At 34.9% G+C, this 19839-nt stretch carries 18 protein-coding genes and 1 pseudogene; 16 read left to right on the forward strand and 3 right to left on the reverse strand.

Features of this window, described 5'->3' with window-relative positions; genetic code table 11:
* The 14 genes and pseudogenes from prfA to ftsZ all read left to right on the forward strand — a co-directional run.
* On the forward strand, nucleotides 1-760 hold a 760-nt coding region (gene prfA, locus PHF25_04840; GenBank protein MDD4527348.1), incomplete at its 5' end, for a peptide chain release factor 1.
* Nucleotides 760-1623, forward strand: coding sequence for a peptide chain release factor N(5)-glutamine methyltransferase (gene prmC / locus PHF25_04845; GenBank protein ID MDD4527349.1), 864 nt, complete (start codon nucleotides 760-762; stop codon nucleotides 1621-1623). The genes prfA and prmC, both read left to right, overlap by 1 nt.
* Nucleotides 1624-1738: 115 nt before the next feature.
* Entirely contained in the window at nucleotides 1739-2188 is a 450-nt protein-coding gene (locus tag PHF25_04850; protein ID MDD4527350.1) for a phosphoribosyltransferase family protein, read from the forward strand.
* On the forward strand, nucleotides 2176-3903 hold the full coding sequence (locus PHF25_04855) for a radical SAM protein (protein ID MDD4527351.1): 1728 nt from the start codon (nucleotides 2176-2178) through the stop codon (nucleotides 3901-3903). Before PHF25_04850 ends, PHF25_04855 begins: the two co-directional genes overlap by 13 nt.
* A gap of 185 nt (nucleotides 3904-4088) precedes the next feature.
* Nucleotides 4089-4568, forward strand: a complete 480-nt coding sequence (locus PHF25_04860) for a hypothetical protein (GenBank protein ID MDD4527352.1) — start codon at nucleotides 4089-4091, stop codon at nucleotides 4566-4568.
* Entirely contained in the window at nucleotides 4565-5227 is a 663-nt protein-coding gene (locus tag PHF25_04865) for a hypothetical protein (protein MDD4527353.1), read from the forward strand. The genes PHF25_04860 and PHF25_04865 overlap by 4 nt, the downstream gene beginning before the upstream one ends.
* Entirely contained in the window at nucleotides 5224-6093 is an 870-nt protein-coding gene (rsmH, locus tag PHF25_04870; protein MDD4527354.1) for a 16S rRNA (cytosine(1402)-N(4))-methyltransferase RsmH, read from the forward strand. Before PHF25_04865 ends, rsmH begins: the two co-directional genes overlap by 4 nt.
* Complete coding sequence (locus PHF25_04875) at nucleotides 6094-6354, forward strand: hypothetical protein (protein MDD4527355.1); 261 nt, start codon at nucleotides 6094-6096, stop codon at nucleotides 6352-6354.
* A gap of 70 nt (nucleotides 6355-6424) precedes the next feature.
* Nucleotides 6425-8002 carry a penicillin-binding protein 2 gene (locus PHF25_04880; protein MDD4527356.1) on the forward strand — a complete coding sequence of 526 codons (1578 nt, stop codon included), beginning with the start codon at nucleotides 6425-6427 and terminating at the stop codon, nucleotides 8000-8002.
* A 104-nt stretch (nucleotides 8003-8106) separates the two neighbouring features.
* The gene (locus tag PHF25_04885) at nucleotides 8107-8997 is read left to right on the forward strand and encodes a D-alanine--D-alanine ligase (GenBank protein MDD4527357.1); all 891 of its coding nucleotides are present in this window, start codon (nucleotides 8107-8109) and stop codon (nucleotides 8995-8997) included.
* The gene (locus PHF25_04890; GenBank protein MDD4527358.1) at nucleotides 8994-9734 is read left to right on the forward strand and encodes a cell division protein FtsQ/DivIB; all 741 of its coding nucleotides are present in this window, start codon (nucleotides 8994-8996) and stop codon (nucleotides 9732-9734) included. The genes PHF25_04885 and PHF25_04890 overlap by 4 nt, the downstream gene beginning before the upstream one ends.
* Nucleotides 9724-10266 (forward strand): HAD family hydrolase, encoded by a 543-nt coding sequence (locus PHF25_04895; GenBank protein ID MDD4527359.1) that lies wholly within the window; start codon nucleotides 9724-9726, stop codon nucleotides 10264-10266. The genes PHF25_04890 and PHF25_04895 overlap by 11 nt, the downstream gene beginning before the upstream one ends.
* Nucleotides 10267-10299: 33 nt before the next feature.
* Nucleotides 10300-11493: a cell division FtsA domain-containing protein gene (locus tag PHF25_04900; protein ID MDD4527360.1), complete on the forward strand. Its 1194-nt coding sequence runs from the start codon at nucleotides 10300-10302 to the stop codon at nucleotides 11491-11493.
* 38 nt (nucleotides 11494-11531) lie between these two features.
* A pseudogene (gene ftsZ, locus PHF25_04905) lies at nucleotides 11532-12512 on the forward strand (cell division protein FtsZ).
* Between the two features lie 298 nt (nucleotides 12513-12810).
* Here the strand turns inward: ftsZ and der are convergent.
* Nucleotides 12811-14163: a ribosome biogenesis GTPase Der gene (gene der, locus PHF25_04910; GenBank protein ID MDD4527361.1), complete on the reverse strand. Its 1353-nt coding sequence runs from the start codon at nucleotides 14161-14163 to the stop codon at nucleotides 12811-12813.
* A 2-nt stretch (nucleotides 14164-14165) separates the two neighbouring features.
* The gene (locus PHF25_04915; GenBank protein MDD4527362.1) at nucleotides 14166-15548 is read right to left on the reverse strand and encodes a S1 RNA-binding domain-containing protein; all 1383 of its coding nucleotides are present in this window, start codon (nucleotides 15546-15548) and stop codon (nucleotides 14166-14168) included.
* A 307-nt stretch (nucleotides 15549-15855) separates the two neighbouring features.
* Between PHF25_04915 and PHF25_04920 the strand changes: the two genes are divergently transcribed.
* Nucleotides 15856-17331: a hypothetical protein gene (locus tag PHF25_04920; protein MDD4527363.1), complete on the forward strand. Its 1476-nt coding sequence runs from the start codon at nucleotides 15856-15858 to the stop codon at nucleotides 17329-17331.
* Between the two features lie 295 nt (nucleotides 17332-17626).
* Here PHF25_04920 and PHF25_04925 read toward each other — a convergent pair whose 3' ends face one another.
* Entirely contained in the window at nucleotides 17627-17998 is a 372-nt protein-coding gene (locus tag PHF25_04925) for an endonuclease domain-containing protein (GenBank protein MDD4527364.1), read from the reverse strand.
* Nucleotides 17999-18210: 212 nt separating this feature from the next.
* On the opposite strand from PHF25_04925, the gene PHF25_04930 reads away from it, so the two are divergent.
* The gene (locus PHF25_04930) at nucleotides 18211-19617 is read left to right on the forward strand and encodes a hypothetical protein (protein MDD4527365.1); all 1407 of its coding nucleotides are present in this window, start codon (nucleotides 18211-18213) and stop codon (nucleotides 19615-19617) included.
* Nucleotides 19618-19839 lie beyond the last annotated feature (222 nt).

Consider the following 19839-nt stretch of genomic DNA (forward strand, 5'->3'; position numbering starts at 1 on the left):
AGACCCTAACGACAATAATAATGCTTATTTGGAGGTTAGAGGAGGCACTGGCGGGGAAGAGGCAGCAATCTTTGCTAGGGATTTGTTTGATATGTATAGTAGGTATATTAATAATATGGGATGGACAGCAGAATTAATTGATGAAAATGAGTCTGATGCTGGTGGTTTAGCGAAAGTAGTTTTATATGTAAAGGGCAACGGTGTTTATAGTAGACTGAAGTTTGAAAGTGGAATACATCGTGTTCAGCGTGTTCCTTCAACTGAATCAAGTGGCAGGTTGCATACTTCTGCTGCAACTGTGGCAGTTATGCCAGAAATAGATAATGCAGACGTTGAAGTTGAATCAAAAGATTTAAAAATAGATACCTACCGTGCGAGTGGAGCCGGAGGTCAGCATGTTAATAAGACAGACTCAGCGGTCAGGATAACACACCTTCCAACTGGAATTGTTGTCGCTTGCCAGGACGAGAGATCTCAACATAAAAACAGAGATAAAGCGATGAGCCTTTTAAAGTCAAAGATATGGGATGCAAAGGAAGAGGAACGACATTCTAAAGAATCAGCACAACGTAAGCAAATGGTTGGTTCAGGGGATAGAAGCGAGAAAATCAGAACCTACAATTATCCACAGAATAGGGTTACAGACCATCGAATTAACTTAACTTTATATAAGTTGGATTATATTATGAACGGTGATCTTGATGAATTGATTGATGGCCTTCAATCAGCTGATCAATTAGAGAAACTCAAAAATATTTAATGGATGAAGTTTGGACAGTAAAGAAATTGCTGGATTGGTCCGCAGTTTATTTCAAAAACAAAGGGATTGAACCAGCTAAATTAACCTCCCAACTGTTACTTTCACATATTTTGAAATTACCAAAACTACATTTATTTCTGCAATTTGATCGACCATTAAATCCAAAGGAATTAGCCGATTACAAAGTTTTGTTACTCAAGAGAGCTGAGCATGAGCCGTTAGAATATATTCTTGGATATACAGAGTTTATGGGTTTGCCTATTAAGGTTGAAAAAGGCGTTCTTATTCCCAGGCCAGAAACAGAAGACCTTGTTGTCAAAGCTGAGCATTATATTTCTAGAATGCCTGGTGTGCAGGCTATTATTGATGTGGGGACTGGTTCGGGAGCCATTGCTATTTATTTAAAAAAGAAATTTCCAGACACTTCTGTTTTTGCTACAGATATTTCTCTGGACGCAATTAATGTTGCCAAGAGTAATGCTTTGGCAAATAAAGTTGATATAAATTTTCAAAATATCCCTTTTTTTGATAGTGAAAAGATTAGTGAAAATCTTCCTTTAGTTATTGTGACAAATCCACCATATATTCGTAGTGCTGATATTCCAACACTGCAACCTGAAGTTAAAGATTTTGAGCCTATCTTAGCTTTGGACGGTGGTGACGATGGTCTTACTGTGATTAAAGATCTTTTAGTGCGAGCGCTGGAATTAAAGTGTAATGTAAGTATTTTTATGGAGATAGGCTATGATCAGGCTGCAGACGTAAGGTTTATTTGTGAAAAATTGCTAATTTTTGATGTAACTTTTTTTGAGGATTTTAACCATGTTGAGCGTATTGCGAAAATTGATATTAAAGCTAATTGATAAGGTATTTCCTCATAAGTGCATAATTTGTGGGGCTGTATCCGAGTCAAGAATTTGTGGAGAATGTGTACCCAAAGCCCCCAAGATAACTAAGTTTGGGGATGGACTATTTTATTTGTATAAATATTCGGGTTCAGTCAAGAAAATGATACATGCCTTGAAGTTTGAAAAAGAAAAAAATATAGCAAAGTTGTTTGCTAGCAAAATGGACAAAGCTTTTTTTGATAATTATGACCTTGTGATACCGGTTCCTTGTCATTGGTTTCGAACATTGCACCGAGGATTTTTTCATGTGCGGGAATTGTTTGGGAATGTGCCTCATTACAAAGAAGGCATAGCTTATAGAAAGAGAAACACTGGAGTTTTATTTAAAAAAGGTAGAGCAGAGAGAGAAAGAACCATGAAAAATGTTTTTAAAGTTAGAAATGGTAATGGCATAATGGGAAAAAGAATTCTCGTTGTGGATGATATTTACACATCGGGAACAACGTATAATGAGATCAAAAAGGAACTAGAGAAGTATTCGCCTAGTAAAGTGGAAGGATTGTTTTTATGCAGAGCGTAACAGATTTTATTCAAAGACATTTAATTAAGGTTAGGAAGCCTTCGCAATATATTGCGCATGAAATGAATATAGTTAAGAAGGATTGGAAAGAGGTAAAGGCTAAGATTTGCTTAGTGTATCCTGATAGGTACGAAATTGGCATGAGCAATTTAGCCTTACAGATATTCTATGATTTAATCAACCGTAAGTCAGCGCATGTATTAGAGCGATGTTTTTTGCCTGACAGCGACATGGAAGAGATGTTAAAGGAAAGGAAAGTTCCTTTATTTTCTTTAGAGTCTAGCAAAGCCCTTAGCGAGTTTGACGCACTTGCTTTTTCTTTTTCTACAGAGCTAAGTTTCACTAATGCTTTGCTCGCTTTAGATCTAGCATTTATTCCATTGCTAGCAAAAGATAGGTTAGCAGCGGAAGAAATGCCTATTGTTTATGCTGGTGGTGGCGGGGTTTCTAATCCTTTGCCTATGAGTATTTTTTTTGATTTTATAGTTATTGGTGATGGTGAAGATGCTTTTGTTGAGATTGCGGATATGATTTATGAGCTTAAATATGTAAAGAAGTTTTCTAAACTGCAAATTTTAGAAGAGATAAACAAAAAACCTTGGGCCTATGTTCCAGATTTGGGTAAGAAGGTTGTTAAAAGGAATGTTTATACTGGTTTTCTAGAGGAAAAACTCCTAACTGAGCCTCTTGTGCCTCTTATTGATGTTGTCCATGGTAGATTTAGCTTGGAAATAATGAAGGGTTGTCCTCGTGTTTGTCGGTTTTGTCAGGCTTCGTACATTAATAAACCATTGAGGATTAGGGATAAAGATAAGTTGATTGAGCAAGGAATGAAGGTAATTGAAAAAACCGGTTATCAGGAGCTATCTTTATCTTCCTTGAGCTCTGGTGACCATCCACAGATCATTTCTTTGCTAAAGGAATTAAATCAGGAATGTTATGAACGACAAGTGTCTTTGAGCCTTCCTTCGTTAAGGGTAGATTCTTTTACTGATGAACTTTCATTTATGATGAATAAAGTTAGACAAACAGGTGTAACTATTGCGCCAGAGGCTGGTAGTCAGTTTTTGCGTGATGTAATAAAAAAGCAAATAACAGAAGAAGATATTTTAAGAACAGCTAAGTTTGCGTCTTTAAATAGTAATAAGAGTATCAAAATGTATTTTATGATTGGTTTACCAAGGGAAACGACCAAAGACTTAGAAGAGTTGGTCGCGTTGGTATATAAAATTATGGATTATATCAAGCCAAAGAAGAATAAATTGATAATTAATATCTCCAATTTTGTTCCTAAACCTTTTACGCCTTTTCAGTGGTGTGCGCAAGATAGCGTGGAAGTGCTAGAGGAGAAGCTTTCATTTTTCAAGTCGAATTTAAGGCATAGACAAATGGAACTAAGATGGACAGATACGAATTTGAGTAAGCTAGAATCTATTCTTAGCCGTGGTGATGAAAAAGTAGCAGGCCTTGTTTTGCGAGCTTATCAGAATGGTGCGAGCTTTGATTCTTGGTATGATCGGTTTAAATATGATATTTGGGATAAATCAGCGGAAGAGCTGGGTTTAGACGTAGACAAGTATTTAAAGGGTTACGATTTAAGTGAAGAGCTCCCTTGGAGTTTTATTGATATGGTTGTTACAAAGGACTATTTAGAAAAAGAGTATAAGTCAGCTTATGCCGTAGATAATCCTGCAGTTACTCCTATATCTTCTTAAGGCTTAGATCTGGTCAGAGTGTTTTTTTGTTTTACAGAGTAATTGCTTGGTCGTCGAGTAATTGCGTTAGTAATTGTATCGAGATGTAGAACTGTATTGAGCTTGCCTGCACTGAGTCCGTCGAAGTATGGAAGCAAGCCAATGAACCATTGAACGATTGAACGATTGAACTGTATACTATATCTATGCCTAAACAAAAGAAAAGTAAGCGTTATAAATATAAATTGGACGCAGTTTTGAAAGTTAGAAACATCAGAGAGGCATTGCAAAAAGAAGAAGTTGCAAAAGCTCAGAGGGCAGTAGTAGAAGAACGAGAGAAAGAACGCGTAATTATTGCAGAGCAAGATCAAGAAAACAATCAGATTTTAGATATTTATAATGGGCTCAAGCCTTTCGATTTTACGGAGATACAATTACGGAAGTATCATTTAGAAGTTTTAAAAGAAAAGTTTGATGAACAAAAGAAGCGAACAATCAAAGCTGAAGACAGGAAAAAAGAAGAAGACAAAAAGTTGCTTAAGGCCTTAAAAGATAGGAAGATTTTAGATAAAGACAAAGAGAAAAAACGTCTGGAGTGGAAAAAAATGATGGACAAAGAGGAATCTAAGTTCTTGGATGATATTTCTGTTTCTAGGTTTTTTCGAGCAAATAAGGAAGTGCAATGAGTCTAGAAAACATAGGGGCGCATACTGTAAAACAGATGAATAAGGCCAATCGTTCTGAGCAAACACAACAGCATTCGCAAGCACAACAGATGGACAAATTGCTAAACACGCACAATCACATCATGACAAAAATTCTGCAGCAAGGTCTTTCCATTCCTAAGGATACTTTTGAAAAAATCCAACGGGAAGCAAGCCCTTTAAAAAGAGTCTTTTTTGGTTTAGATAACCAATTGTTTGAGCCTGGCATGTTGCCTTCTAATCAGGATGAATTTGTTGTTTTTTATACCAAAACTTTACCAGTAGTTGTTCCTACGTTGTTCTTTGAAAGTGGTGATAATCAAGCAGAAATTTATGCTGAAGGATTAACTTTGAATTTACTGAAGAGTGACAACTGGTGGGATTACGAGAAATATGATGTTGAGTTTTCCAAGTTTTTAAAAGTAGGATTGGTTTTTTTCTCACATGATAACTATATAAAGAAGGAAAGTATTAAAGAAATAAAAATAGTAACAAACCCTTATCTTCCAGAGAAAGCAATTGTCTTTTCCATGAGTTGCAACTTCTTTGCATTATTAATGTTTTTTTATACGAATAAGCAATATTTTCAGGATATTAATACAGGCATTCATGCTTTCTTAAGGTTTGTTGCAAAAAAATGAAATATCATGTTCCAGTTTTAGCCGAGGAAGTAATTAAGTATCTTGAGCCTGAAAAGGGAAATCTTGTTTTAGATTGTACTTTAGGTGGCGGTGGTCATGCTTCTATAATATTAGAAAAATTTCCCAATATAACTTATTATGGCTTAGACCAAGACAAGGATGCTTTAAATTTTGTAAAAAATAAACTTTCAGACAAGAGACTAAGGCTAGTTCACGGTAATTTTTCAGAAGTTTCTAAGATTTTTAATAAGATTAAGTTTGATAGAGTTTTAATAGACCTTGGTGTTTCTTCTTTCCAGTTAGACGAAGCTAAACGGGGTTTTTCTTATATGAACGAAGGTCCACTGGATATGAGGATGGATCAGTCCAGTAGCAAGACAACAGCAGAACAGATACTAAGAGACTATGATGAGGAACGTTTAGCAGATATCTTTTACGAGTTTGGTGAGGAAAGGAAAAGTAGGATTATCGCAGCTGAAATTGTCAGGGCGAGAAGCATAGCTCCTTTAACTAAAACAACAGAGTTGGTTGCCCTTATTCATAAAGTTATTTATGGGGGTTATCAACAAAAGCAAAGCTCTGTAAAAAGAGTTTTTCAGGCATTAAGGATAGAGGTCAACGGAGAGCTTGAGATTTTAGAAAAAGCTTTAATTGATTTATGGTCGTTGCTTAATAGTAAAGGTAGAATACTTGTCATAACCTTTCATTCTTTGGAAGACAGGATAGTGAAAAATGTTTTCAAAACTTTGATTACTAACGGTGATGGTTTAAAATTGACCCAAGGGGCAATCCCTCCTAAGTGGGCGGAAGTTAAAACTAACAGTAGGTCAAAAAGTGCAAGATTAAGAGGAATAGAGAAAAAATAAATGGAACGTTCAAAATTAAACTTTCGGATAATGTTAACTGCTTTTTTGCTTGTAGTTTTTTTGTTGGTTATTCACACAATTAATATAAATTTGAATTACTCTCTTCAAGCCGCACAAAATAGATATAATAAGTTGTTGGAAGACAATAAAATCCTTTTTTTGAAAATAGAAACTGCGAATGACCTTAAGGAAATAGACAAAAGGGCACAGGAAGAGTTAGGGATGTCTTTTCCAAAAAAGATAGAGTATATAAGTGAATAGTAGTCAAAATAAGCGTATTTTATTTGTTGTTTATTTTTTTCTTCTGATTATAGTTTTGATAATTTTAAGAATGTTTTGGTTGCAAGTAATTAGGTATGATTTTTTTAAGGATCAGTCCAAAGCACAGCAAAAGAGAAAAATCACGATTTATCCAAACAGAGGAGATATTCGAGATCGGAATGGTGTTCTTTTGGCTTCTTCATCAAAGGCATATTCTGTATATTTGGACCCTCGTTATAAGAAAAAGAATCCAGCTTTAGTTTTAAAAGAAATGCGCGACATTTTAGGTCTCAGCGCAGACAAGTCTGAGCATTTGTTAGCTCATAACTCTTATATTCTTGTTAAAACGAAGGTTGATAAGCCAACTGCTCTTAAATTAACTGCTAAGGGCTTTGATTTATTACCCGATTCCATTAGAACTTATCCCGGAAAGCGAACCGCCTCTCAGCTTATTGGGTTTGTTGGTTGGGACAATGATGGCAAAGATGGCTTAGAGAAAGCCTATGATAAAACCTTGGCAGGAAAATCAGGTTTCATGATTTTGGAAAGCGACTTAAAGGGTAGGGTAATCTTTAGTGATAAGAAGAAAATTTCTCCAGTAAAAGATGGTAACCATATTGAAACAACTATAGATAAATATCTGCAATTTATTTTGGAAGTTGCCTTAGAGCGTGGCGTGGAGAATGTGGGTGCAAGGAGTGCTTCTGGAGTAATTATGGATGTTTATACTGGTGAAATATATGCAATGGGTAGTTACCCAGCTTTTGATCCAAACGATTATTCCCCAGACTTTATTAAAGACCCTACTTGTTTCTGGAACAGAGCTATTTTTATGGATTATGAGCCAGGAAGTGTCATGAAGTTATTTACTATAGCAGCTGCATTGGAGGAAGGAGTAATTAAAGACAAAGATAAAATTTATTCTCCTAATAGGTTAGTAGTGGATAATTCTGTGATTGAAGAGGCGCATGATGCACAAGTTGATGAATCGTTAACTAAAGACGTTTCTGAAATTATTATTAAATCCCTTAATGTTGGCGCAGCAACAATTGGTTTAAATCTGGGAGCTGAAAAACTTTATAAAAATTTTATTAAGTTTGGTTTTGGAAGAAGAACTGGAATAGAACTTCCTGGTGAAAGTCCTGGCTCTTTACGTCATTTTTCTAATTGGTATAAAGTAGATTTAAGTAGAATGGCTTTTGGTTATGGGTTAACTGCTACGCCTCTTCAATTAGTAAGAGCTGTTGCTGTTTTTGCAAATGGTGGGGACTTGGTTCAGCCATATATTATTAAGGGAGATAAAGGGAAAAAGGAAAAAATACTAAGTAAACACACCTCAGCCTTTATGATGGAAGCGATGAGAAGAACTGTTGAAGAAGGCACTGGTGTTGCAACACGGATAGATAATTTTTCTATAGGCGGAAAAACAGGTACTGCGAGACTCTTTTCTCCAGAGTATAATCGTTATCTGTATGGTCAGTATAATACTACCTTTTTAGGAGTTTTCCCTGTCGCTAAGCCAAGATTTGCAATGGTTATAATGGTTAATGACCCTCGGAGAATGAAATATGCCGCTTCTTCTGCTGTGCCAATCTTTAAAGAAGTTACAGAAAGAGCAATTCGGTATTTGCAATTAGATCCAATATAGAAAATATAGCAATTTCTGCTCACCATTGCAAAAACGAGGGATGAAGGACTTGGGACATAATCTGGAAACTAGACACTAGAAACTCAAAAGGATACAATAATGTTATGAAAATTAAAGGGATAAACAAGATAGTTGTTTTGATGGGTGGGACTTCCTCAGAGAAAGAAATTTCACTTCGTTCTGGTAGAAATGTTGCAGATTCTTTAAGGCTAACAGGTTATGAAGTTACCGAGATAGATCCAGAATTTCAAGCGATACCGACTGATGTTGATTTTGCCTTTATTGCTTTACATGGCGAAGGAGGAGAAGATGGTTTTATTCAGGCTAAATTGGATAAAACTGGAATCCCTTATTCTGGTTCAGGTGTAATAGCCTCAGTCTTATCTTTTGATAAACTTTTAACTAAGAAGGTTCTATTGTTGTATGGTATTCCCACCGCAGAGTTTTGTTTAATCAATTGCGAGAAAGACCTCGAAAAGATTCTTAGCTACCCAGCGGTTATCAAACCAGCATTAGAGGGTTCAAGTATTGGTATTGAAATAGTAGATGATTTTGATAAAGCAAAATTAGCTTATAGTTTATTAAAGGATAAGTTTACCAATTTATTTGCTGAAAAGTTTGTTGTTGGCAAAGAAGTAACTGTCAGTATAGTTGGTGAGAGAGTTCTGCCGATTTTGGAATTAAGGCCAAAGAACAGATTTTATGATTTTGAAGCGAAGTACACGAAGGGTATGACTGATTTTATTTTGCCTGCCGAGTTAAGTGAAAAAGACGAGTTGTTGGTAAAAGAGATAGCGAAAAGAGCCTATGATGCAATTGGTTGCAAGGGTGCCGCAAGAGTAGATATGATTATAGATGAAAAGTTGGGTCCATTTGTGTTGGAGTTGAACACTTCCCCCGGTATGACAGAAACTAGTGATTTACCAGCGCAAGCTAAGGCGGACGGATTAGAGTTTGATGCCTTATTGGAAGTAATTATCCAAACTTCGCTATGAAAAAGAAGAAAAAATTATTTTTAGTTATTTTCATCTTATTTTTGTTTTTAGTCGGTTGGTTATTTAGTAAATTAGATATTTGGACTATCAATTCTTTCGAAGTGACCAATAATCTTTTTGTCACCAAAGAACGTTTACTACAAACTGCATCTACTCTTAATTATGGTGACAATCTTTTATATTACCCAAGTGCCAAGATTAGTAAGGAGCTTACTAATGCTATTCCACAGTTACACAAGGTGATGATTAAAAAGAATCCTTTTAAGAAAACAGTAACCTTTAAATTAAAGGAAAAGGAGCCGTTTGTTAATATTATTTATTATCCTAACTGTTATGTGGTTAGTGAAGAGGGTATTTTGTTAAACGTTGATGCTTCAGGGAACGTATTTGATTTAGAAAATATTTTAGATTTACCAATTTTGACAGGCATAGATGAGAACTTATTGATTAATCAAACAAGTCTTCCTGCAGAATACACTGGGTTATTAAAAAACCTTTTAAAAAAATTCTTTAATTTTTTTGGGAAAGAAACTCTCAAGCTTGATGTTACAAGTAAAAAAGATATAGTAGTTATGACAGATGACATTTTTGATATCAAGATAGGGGATACAGATAGATTGGATGATAAAATTAAAGTATTTAAAACTTTGTTTAAGAACATTAAAGATAGAAAAGACGATATCATGTATATAGACATTCGTTACCCTGATTATCCGGTGGTGAGATATGTCAGATAAGAAGAAGATACTCTTCCTTGATCGAGATGGTGTTATTAATAAGCGTTTGATCGATGATTATGTAACTAAAGTTGATGAATTTGAATTTATTCCAGGTGTTTTAGAAGCGATAGTAAAATTTAATAAAGTTTTTGATAGAGTTTTCATTGTCACTAATCAGCAAGGAATAGCCAAAGGATTGATGACGGAAGAAGATTTGTCAGCAATCCATAGGTTTATGTTGGAAACTATTGAGAGTGGTGGAGGTAAGGTGGATGCAGTTTATTATTGCCCTCATTTCCGTAATGAAGGATGTTCTTGCCGTAAACCTAATACAGGCATGTATTTGCTGGCGTTAAAGGATTTTTCAGACATTAAAGACGCACAACTATTTATGGTGGGAGACACCTCTTCTGATATGCAATTTGCAAAGAACATTGGGGCTGTCTCGGTGATGATTTCCAACCAAACAGAAAATCTAAGTGACAATTACAATTTTGTATTTGTGTCATTAAAAAAGTTCGCAGACGATATTTATTTAGTCCTAGATTGACTTTGTGTTATAATCGGAAAGAGGCAAAATAATATGCAGGCTAAAAAAAACAAACCTAACATCAATAACATAATTTACGGCCTTGATTTCGGAACCACCTCGTTAAAAATTTCCAAAAATGAATTAATGGATTCTCATGATTTTAAAGTTCTTGATTATTTAAGAATACGTTACCCCGAACCTTTAACTAAAAAAATGCTAGATTTTAATAATTTTCGAGACTTTATTGTTCGTTCTTTTAATAAGATAGACGGAGAAATGGATGATACAAAGGTGATAGAAAGAAAAGTGTTAGTTACTTTGCCTATGAGTCATTATTCCTCTAAGGTAGTGCCTGTTTCTATGTTAATAAGTGGGAACAGAGTGGAGCCAGAGCACAAAGTTGAGCTAATCAATATGGCAAGAGAAAAATGCAAGGGTTCTATTATCCTGCATACGGCACCTCTTACGTATCGAATAGATGGAAAGGCCATTAAAGACCCTATTTTTAGGACAGGCTCACAATTATCTATGGATTTGTTTGTTGTTTCGTATAATGAGTACATTTATGAACAATTTAATAATATTATGAGCTCTCTTAATATGAAGCTTGGTAAGTTTATTGCACCACCATTTTCGTTTATCAACCTATTTTTAAACAAAGCTGGAGCCAAAGAAAGAGAACAAGATGTTTTTTGTATTGATATGGGCGGGGAAGTTACTTATGCCTATTATATAAGCAGTGGCCTTTTACGTAATTTTATATCATTACCTTTTGGTGGCGATATTATTAGTAGAGACTTAGCTTATGTATTAAAGACAAAATTGTCGGATGCAGAAAGGTTAAAAGTTACTTATTCATCCATGAACACTGATTTAGAGAAGGGTGACATAATCAATAAAGATTTTAATTATTCGCAAAAAGAAATAAATCAGATAGTATCCGCTAGGTATGAAGAAATTATTTCTATGATTGAAGATGAGATAGAAGTAACAACTATAGTAGATAATAGGCCTAAATTATTGCTTTTAGGCAAAGGTCATCCTTCGGGTGCTGATAAATTCCTTAGTGAACGTTGGGATTTAGAGCTTTTTAATGTATCTACAATTTCTAGCCAACCTGAACACATTTATGCTGTAGGTAATATTCATTACTCTCAAAACAATGAAATTTTTCTTTATGATAGTTTATCTACTCAAAAGGGAGTGTTTTCAAGGATTTTCAGGGCTGTTGAAGATTTGTTTTAATATGATATACTTAAAAAAGTGATGAATAATCTCGAAATATGGAGTGTGTAATGGAAGAAATTAAACAATTTGCAAGAATCAAAGTAATCGGAGTTGGCGGTGGCGGTAATAATGCCGTTAACAGAATGGTTAGAATGGGATTAGATGGAGTTGAGTTTTGGTCAGTTAATACAGATTCTCAAGCGTTAACAAGTACACTTGCTGAAAATATTTTGCATATCGGGAAGAATCTTACCAAAGGTTTAGGTGCTGGTGCTGATCCTGAAACAGGAGAAAAAGCAGCGTTAGAGAACGAGGAAGACCTTAAAGAAGCAGTCGCAGATGCCGACATGCTATTCGTCACTTGTGGGATGGGTGGTGGAACAGGTACTGGTGCTTCTCCTATTGTAGCTAAGCTTGCTAAAGAGTCTGGCGTGCTGACAATAGGTGTTGTTACAAAACCATTTAGGTTTGAAGGTCCTATCAGAAAGAGACAAGCTGAAGAAGGTATCGAAAAAATAAGAGAAAGCGTTGATGCTTTAATTGTTATTCCTAATGATAAATTGTTACAAGTTGTAGAAAGAAATACTCCGTTAAAAGATGCTTTTTCTATAGCTGATGATGTTTTGCTTCAAGGGGTGGAAGGCATTTCTAAGCTTATAACCAAATGTGATTTAATCAATTTAGACTTTGCAGATATTAAGAAGGTTATGAAAGATGCTGGCTCTGCAATGATTGGTATTGGCAAAAGTAGTGGAAATCAAAGAGCTGTGGAAGCTGCTGAAGCTGCGATTAATAGCCCGTTATTGGAAGAATCTATCACAGGCGCAACTGGTGTAATTATTCACATTTCTGGCAACGAAGCTTTGTCCATGATTGAAGTGCAAGAAGCTGCTGATTTAATTTGCGATGCTGTAGATCCAAACGCAAACATTATCTGGGGTGCTGGTATTGATGAGCGCTTGGGTGATGAAGTTGTGGTTACGGTTATTGCCACTGGGTTTAAACCTTTAAGAACAGCAAATAAAGCAAAAGAAGAGGTTATTATTGTTACTCCTTACGCGTCTGTTAAGAAAAAAGAAGACAAAGAAGTAGAACGACCAGCTTTTTTGAATAACAAAACAGTTGAACGAGAAGTTAGAGTTATGGAAAAAGAAATTGAAAAACCAGAGTTGTCTGACGATTTTGAAATCCAAGCAGAAGAGGTTGTCTCTGAACAAGAAGATGATTCAGATTCAGTTGTCTATAATTCTGATGCTGACCAATTCGATGATTTTGCCGAGGAAATAGAAATACCCGCTTATTTAAGAAAAATGAAAGTGTTAAGGTCAGACCCAGCTAAGTAGTAGTTTTGACTTTTTCTTTGTAGTTTATCTTGATAGTACAACCAGCAAACCCAAAAGTTTGTCTTATTGTTTTAGTTATGAATCTAGTAAAATTTTCTTTAAAGTGTTCTTTTTTGTTTACAAATACTACAAATCTAGGTGGTGCTTTTTCTACTTGAGATATATATAATATTTTACCCTGTGATTTGAAAACAGAATTAAAGCCGGGTTTATTTTTAAGTTCATCAAGGAATTTATTCATTTTGGGCGTCGAGATTCTTTTTATATAATTTTCATAAATAGAATCGATAGTGTCGAAAACATTTATCAGTCGTTGTCTTGTAACTGCAGAAGTAAAGATAAGTGGTGCGTGGTCAGCAAAATTGAGTTGCTGATAGATGTATTTTGTATAGGCAACCATGGAGTTGGTGTCTTTTTCTACTTTATCCCATTTATTCACTAGAATAATCATGGCTCTTCCTTCTTCTATGATAAGGTCTGCGATATGTTTATCCATATTCGTAACTCCATCAGCTGCATCAATTATGAATAAGCAGATGTCGCAATCACTAATGGCTTTAATAGTTCTGACATAGCTGTAAAAGTCGATTGCATCCTTGGTGTGTTGGTTCTTTTTCTTTAGACCAGCAGTATCAATAAAGAGATATTCTCTTTGGTGATAGGTTATAAGATGGTCAACGCTATCTCGGGTTGTCCCAGCTACATCGCTGACAATCATCATTTCTTTGCCCGCTAAGGCGTTAAATATGGAGGATTTTCCCACGTTAGGTCTGCCGATTATAGCTATTTTTTTTATATTTTCTCTGTCCACGAAGCCACTTGTTTTGTTAGTTATCTTTAGTTTTCTAAAGATTTGAGTCATCATATTCTCAATGCCAATCCCTTGGGTTGAGCTAATGAAAAACACTTCCTGTATTCCTAGCTTGAAGAATTCTGCAGCACCGAATTCTTGAACTTCATTTTCCGTCTTATTTACGGCTAAAACTACTTTTTCCTTATAAGGCCTTAGACTGTTAGCAATAACCTTGTCATAAGGGTTTAAACCTTCTTGGGAGTCAGTTAAAAAGACAATCAGGTCGGAGGTTTCAATCGCGCCTTTAACATTTTCTTCGATTTGTTTCTGAAAGGCATCTTGAGTCATCATAACAGAATCTTCCATGCCGATTCCTCCACTGTCTATGAGTATAAAGTTTTTGCCTTCATAATTGCAATAGGAGAAGATTAAGTCTCTGGTAACTCCAGGAAAATCATGAACAATGGCTTTTCTTTGCTTGTTTAGCCTATTAAATAATGTAGATTTTCCTACATTAGGTCTCCCGATAATCAGGATGGAAGGTGTAGCCATTTTTATTCTTCAGTATTCGCCGTAACTTCTTCTGCAGTTTCTGTAACTGGTTCAGCTATTTCTTCTGTTTCTGGAGCTTTTTCTTGAGTTTGTTTAAGGCTTAGACCAATCTTCTGTTGTTCTGGAATAATTCTAAGTACTTTTACTGTTACTTCTTGACCAACAGCAACAACATCTTCCACATTTTTTACATGCTCATGGCTAAGTTCAGAAATATGGATAAGACCCTCTAGTCCTTTACCAAGTTTTACAAAAGCGCCATAAGTTGCAAGTCTGTTAATTGTTCCAGTAATAATTTCGCCAATAGGGTATGTTTCAGCAACTGTTTCCCATGGGTCAGTACTAAGTTGTTTAAGTCCAAGCGATACTTTCTGTTCGTCTCTATCAACTCCAAGTACAAAAACTTCTATCTCTTCACCTACGGTTAGAACGTCCTCAACTTTGTCTATTCTATCCCAAGATACTTCAGAGATATGGATTAGACCTTCGACACCATCTATATTTACAAAAGCACCAAAATTTTTAATGCTAGTTACTTTACCTTTTAATACTTGGCCAACTTCAATGCTTTCCAATAACTTTGTATCAATAGGGTCTACTTTAGTTTTGTCAGAGAATTTGTTAGAAAGAATAATTTTCTTTCTTTTTTGGTCTACTTCAATCAGCTGAGCTTTAATCTTTTTGTTTACAAAGTTTTTTAATGGTTCGTCTTTTGCTCTGGTAACCAGTGAAGCAGGAATAAAGCCTTTTAATCCTTTATAGTTAGCCACTAGGCCACCTTTTACTGCACTAATGATGTCGGCATAGACTATGTCGCCTTTTTGTGAAGATTCAAGGGCATCGTCCCAAGCCATTTCCCAGTCAGCCTTCTTTTTGGAAAGTAGGGAATAACCTTCTTTAGTTTCTAGTTGTACTAACATTAATCTGAGAATATCGCCAACTTTTAGTTGTTCTCTTTCTTCTGAAGCCATGTTTAATTCTTCGTTAGAAACAAACCCTTCACATTTGAATTGAATGTCCACGAACACACCAGTTTTTTCAATAGTAAGGATATTTGCCATAATAATGTCACCTTGAACGTGATCTTTAATAGTCATTCCATACATTTTTTCTTCTGAGTCTTCTTCTTTTGGAGCAGGAGCTTTTTCTTCTTTCTTAGTTACAGGTTCAGCTATCGCAGTAGCAGTTGATTCTTCTTTTTCTACTGGCTTTAGTTCTTCTTTGTTTAAGTTTTGTTTTAAAGATTGTTCAAATTCACTTTCGCTACCAATTGTCGTTCCTTTTAGGGATAAATTTACTGTAAAATTCTCTTCTACAGGTATACTTGTTTGGAAAAGTTCGTTTTCTGTGTCACCTAGTTTAGTCGCTTCAAAATTATCAATCATTTACAATACCTCCTTGCAATACTATCCGTAAATTTTACTATGTATGGGGTAGAAGTTCAATCCTTATCTAAATCGACTGTCACACGAACCCACACAGGTGCTATGCAACTCTCACCTCGATACAGCCTCTGGTCGTTGAGTGATAATGGGCCATCGAGTGATTGCGTTAGCAATTGTATCGAGATTCCGAACCTAGACTGAGGGGGATATATCAGAAAATTTTAATACAAAATAACTGCAATTTTCTAGATAAGTACTCGATATAGGTACAGTGAATAATTTAGAAATTTAATCAGGAGGACAGAAAATGGGAGATGCAGTTAGTTTAGAGCCAAAAAGAACAGCAGAATGGACAAGACCAACAAGCGATAAATCGCTCAGTACAGGGAACACTGTAACACAGGTGCAAAATCCAGATATAAAAATATCTATGTCAACTAACGCCATAACTCCTCCTGGTATGATAGTTGCAAATGCAGTAACTCCTGTAGACGTAGTTAAGCCAGTGAAGCCTGAATTGGAAGTTGAGATTAGTAAGTATTTTCAAGAGAGTTTTTTAGGTCTTGAGTATGAGTTTATACGTATAAATGCACAGAATTATTATTCTTTTACAATAGATGATATTAAAAATACCGGAGCTATTCCGCCACTGAAAGTTCAACTGGAGTCGAATGATTTAGTTTCTGAATATCCTTCATTAGTAAAATCTGTTGTGCAGAATGATGCAGAGTTTAAAAAATTGATAGAGTTTGCAATGCAAAATAAGGTAAATAACCCTAGGTATGATTATGAAAAATTAGTTCCAGGACCAGATGGTAAAGTTGCGTTGCCAGAATGGTTAGCTAAAGGATTGGAAACAGTAGCTAAAAAGTATGTGTATTTTTATGCTTCACACAAGCATTTGAATGATTTTGGAATGGATATGGATTATTTATCCATGCCAATAATCAAGTATGTTAAGTACAATACTAAGCAGATGTATGCAGGGTTTAATCATTATAATATAACGTTTTTTTTGTCTGATTATGAAAAGTTTCTTAATAAATATGATGGTGTTGGAACAATAGGAAGTTTAGGTAAAGCTCTAAGTAGTAATGGTGATAAGTATGAGCTTATAAATGGAGTAGAGTTGTATGGAATATGGAGCCAGCTAAAGTCAGCAGGCTTAGTTGAGAATTATAAGTGGGAAGATACTCAAGAGAATGGTAAAAAGGTCATCAATGAGACAGCTAAGTGGCTACAGATACCTAGTGATATGAATGTGCGTAATTTTGTAGCAGGTCTTAAGACTAGTCCAAAGTATGAAGCTAAATTAATATTATATTTAAAAAAGTTACAGAAGGGAAAACAAAAGAGTGGGTTTCTGACAGAGAGTGCTTTTGCTGCAGATTTTGCAGTGCTGCGATCAGCTTATTGTACGGAAGTTTTAGTTAAAGATTATTTAGTTGGTGGGTTTAAGGCTGATGCTGTAGGGTATGGTATTGATGGTTATAAACAAGATAATTATCGTAATTATTATAGACCAAAGGTTGATGAATGGATGAAGGAGTATTATAGTTTTGAAGCAGATATTTTAAAAAATACCGCGCATTTATTTTTTGATGATGAAAAATCTGTTTCTAATAGCAAGAAAGAGTTTTTTGAAACTTTGGAAAATAAAAAACAGCTTTTTGATGGAAAGAGGTTACCTTTAGGTCAGGAATTTTTATTTCTAATATTAGACAAAGCAGACGAGGCATCATCCTTTCTTGATGATGCGTTGTATGATATAAAGTTTAAATAATTATTTATTAATTAATTGGCTTAAGACCACGAAACTTTCGTTCATTCTAAGACTAAATTTATTATCCTAACCGCTCAAACTCAACATCCATGTTGATTTCGCTAGAAAACATCCTGTTTTCTCACGGATAATTTCATTAAGTTTTAGATATTCACTCTCGTACGGATCTATGGCCAATTAATAGGAGTAGATTGAAGACAAAAGATTAAAAACAATAAGTATGTTTAAAAGTTGATACATGTGGGCATCGAATTCCCCCTCAGTCCAGCACCGTCTGGTGCAGGACAGCTCCCCACTAAGGGGGAGCGGATAGTTCAGTGCATTTGTTTTTTATTTCATCTAAGACAGCATCTAAGTTGGCGTTTATTTCTTCATTAGTAAATCTTAAAAAAATAATACAATTTGATTCGATAATTTCTTGTCTAATTCTATCTCTCTCGTTTACATCTATTTTATTATGTATTCCACCATCTACTTCAATAGCTAGATTTACTGTTTTGCAATAAAAATCAACAACGAAAAAACCAATACTTACTTGCCGTCTGAACTTAAAACCTAATTGCATTTTTCTTAAGTGTTGCCAAAGTATTTTTTCAGAATTTGTAGCGTTTTCTCTTAGGTTTTTTCTTATACCTTTCATTTTGCGAAGATATAATTCTTTAGTCATAAATAAAGTATATCATAATTGCTCCCCCTAAGTGGGGAGCTGTCCTGTACCTGAACGAAGTGAATGGTTCAGGGCTGAGGGGGGTATTATACGCGAATGTGTGGCATTAAATATCCATTACAAATTTTTCATATAAAATGACTGCAACTTTCATACTTGTGAATCGATATAGGTACATAGAAATAAATTAAGGTTTAGCAGGAGGAAAGAAAATGGGAGAAGCAGTTAGTTTAGAGCCAAGAAGAGTAGTCGGTGTAGCGCCTGTTGCCAATAATGGCAATAATAGTAGTCAATCTGGTATATCTCAATCAACAGAATTTATTCCTAACCCTGATGTAAAAGTTTCTATGTCAACTAACGCAATAGCTCCTCGTGTAATCGTTGCAAATGCAGTAACTCCTGTAGACGTAGTTAAGCCAGTAAAGCCAGAATTTGTAATGGATATTAGTAAGTATTTCAAAACTACTTTTTTAGATTTAGAAGAAGAGCATATTACGATTCTTACACAACGAGCTATGTTATTGCCTAGATTTTCTTTGGGAGCAAAAACAGTTCCGACACTTCGTTTATTACAAGGGAAGCCAAAGAGCTTAGATGTTTTAGCAAAACAAGCTACCCAATTTACTGAAATGATTAAAGATGAGATGGCAGTAGCATTTAAATATAAGGAAGAACATGGTCCATATCCAGAAGATAGACCTTCGCCAGAATGGATTAAGCAAAATGCAGAATTAATAGCTAAGAAATATGTGTTCTATTATGCTTCACATAAGTTAAAAGAGGATTTTGGTATGGATATGGATTACTTGACTATGCCAATAATAGACCATGATGTAGTGACTGATAAACAAATGTTAGGGGCAGGTTATACAAATTATCCATTAACAATACATTTAGCAAAGTATGATGATTTGTTAAATGAATATACTGGAGTTAGTACTATTGGTAGATTAGGGAAAGAATTAAAGATAGATGGGGTTGAGTTATATAAATTATGGAAAAAGATGGATAAAGCAGGAATAGTAACTGATTATAAGTGGGAATTAAAAGATGATTATGGCAATGTAACAGCTAAGACTAGTAATAAATGGCTAGAAGTTGCTAGTAATGTGAATGTTAAGAAACTAGTTGCAGGCTTAAATGTATCATCTGCATATAACGATAATTTAGTTAATTATCTAACGTCACTACAGAACGGTAAAAAGAGAGATAATTCATTTATTAAAAAATATGAAGATTTAAAAATAAGTTATAGAGATAAGGTATTAGTAGATAATTATTTAGTTATGGGGTTTAGAACTTTGAATGTTGCAGATATGCCTTGTTCTACAAAGAGTTATAGGGAGAATTATATGCCGAAGGTTAGTGAATGGATGGAGGAGTATAGTGATTTTGAGCGGTTTTTGAATGTAGGGGTAAAAGGTTTGAATACTACAACAAGTGAAAGTGTGGTTTCTAATATTCATAATAAGTTTACCAAAGCTATTGAATTTAAGAAGGAAGATTTTGGAGGAGAAGTTCCATTGGGACAAGAATTTCTTTTTAAATTATTCGAAACTCATGATAGTGTTTCAGAAGCCGAGAAATATAATTCTATTTATGAAATAAAGTATAAATAAATATTTAATAAGGCCTTATCGCCGGCCTTATTAATCCGCTAATTCCTAGTTCTCGGGAGTACCCATCGAAGATAGCCACTAAGCTCCTCTGTCGCTAACAGACTGTGTCACAAACATGTTTCGAAATTTGTTCTTTCAATCTTTGAGCCGGAATTTAGGATAAGATAAGTATTTTTGTACCCAAGTATTAGTCAGTAAGTTTATATTATCTATGATTTAAGA

The organism is Candidatus Margulisiibacteriota bacterium, assembly GCA_028706105.1.
Taxonomy (GTDB): domain Bacteria; phylum Margulisbacteria; class Riflemargulisbacteria; order GWF2-35-9; family DYQY01; genus DYQY01.

Bases quoted from the DNA above. Each gene is read 5' to 3' on its own strand.
- PHF25_04880 (MDD4527356.1), top strand. From the start codon at position 6,425: ATGTTTTGGTTGCAAGTAATTAGGTATGATTTTTTTAAGGATCAGTCC.
- PHF25_04900 (MDD4527360.1), top strand. From the start codon at position 10,300: ATGCAGGCTAAAAAAAACAAACCTAACATCAATAACATAATTTACGGC.
- PHF25_04875 (MDD4527355.1), top strand. From the start codon at position 6,094: ATGGAACGTTCAAAATTAAACTTTCGGATAATGTTAACTGCTTTTTTG.
- PHF25_04855 (MDD4527351.1), top strand. From the start codon at position 2,176: ATGCAGAGCGTAACAGATTTTATTCAAAGACATTTAATTAAGGTTAGG.
- rsmH (MDD4527354.1), top strand. From the start codon at position 5,224: ATGAAATATCATGTTCCAGTTTTAGCCGAGGAAGTAATTAAGTATCTT.
- der (MDD4527361.1), bottom strand. From the start codon at position 14,163: ATGGCTACACCTTCCATCCTGATTATCGGGAGACCTAATGTAGGAAAA.
- PHF25_04890 (MDD4527358.1), top strand. From the start codon at position 8,994: ATGAAAAAGAAGAAAAAATTATTTTTAGTTATTTTCATCTTATTTTTG.
- PHF25_04885 (MDD4527357.1), top strand. From the start codon at position 8,107: ATGAAAATTAAAGGGATAAACAAGATAGTTGTTTTGATGGGTGGGACT.
- PHF25_04860 (MDD4527352.1), top strand. From the start codon at position 4,089: ATGCCTAAACAAAAGAAAAGTAAGCGTTATAAATATAAATTGGACGCA.
- PHF25_04895 (MDD4527359.1), top strand. From the start codon at position 9,724: ATGTCAGATAAGAAGAAGATACTCTTCCTTGATCGAGATGGTGTTATT.
- PHF25_04920 (MDD4527363.1), top strand. From the start codon at position 15,856: ATGGGAGATGCAGTTAGTTTAGAGCCAAAAAGAACAGCAGAATGGACA.
- prmC (MDD4527349.1), top strand. From the start codon at position 760: ATGGATGAAGTTTGGACAGTAAAGAAATTGCTGGATTGGTCCGCAGTT.
- PHF25_04865 (MDD4527353.1), top strand. From the start codon at position 4,565: ATGAGTCTAGAAAACATAGGGGCGCATACTGTAAAACAGATGAATAAG.
- PHF25_04930 (MDD4527365.1), top strand. From the start codon at position 18,211: ATGGGAGAAGCAGTTAGTTTAGAGCCAAGAAGAGTAGTCGGTGTAGCG.
- PHF25_04915 (MDD4527362.1), bottom strand. From the start codon at position 15,548: ATGATTGATAATTTTGAAGCGACTAAACTAGGTGACACAGAAAACGAA.
- PHF25_04925 (MDD4527364.1), bottom strand. From the start codon at position 17,998: ATGACTAAAGAATTATATCTTCGCAAAATGAAAGGTATAAGAAAAAAC.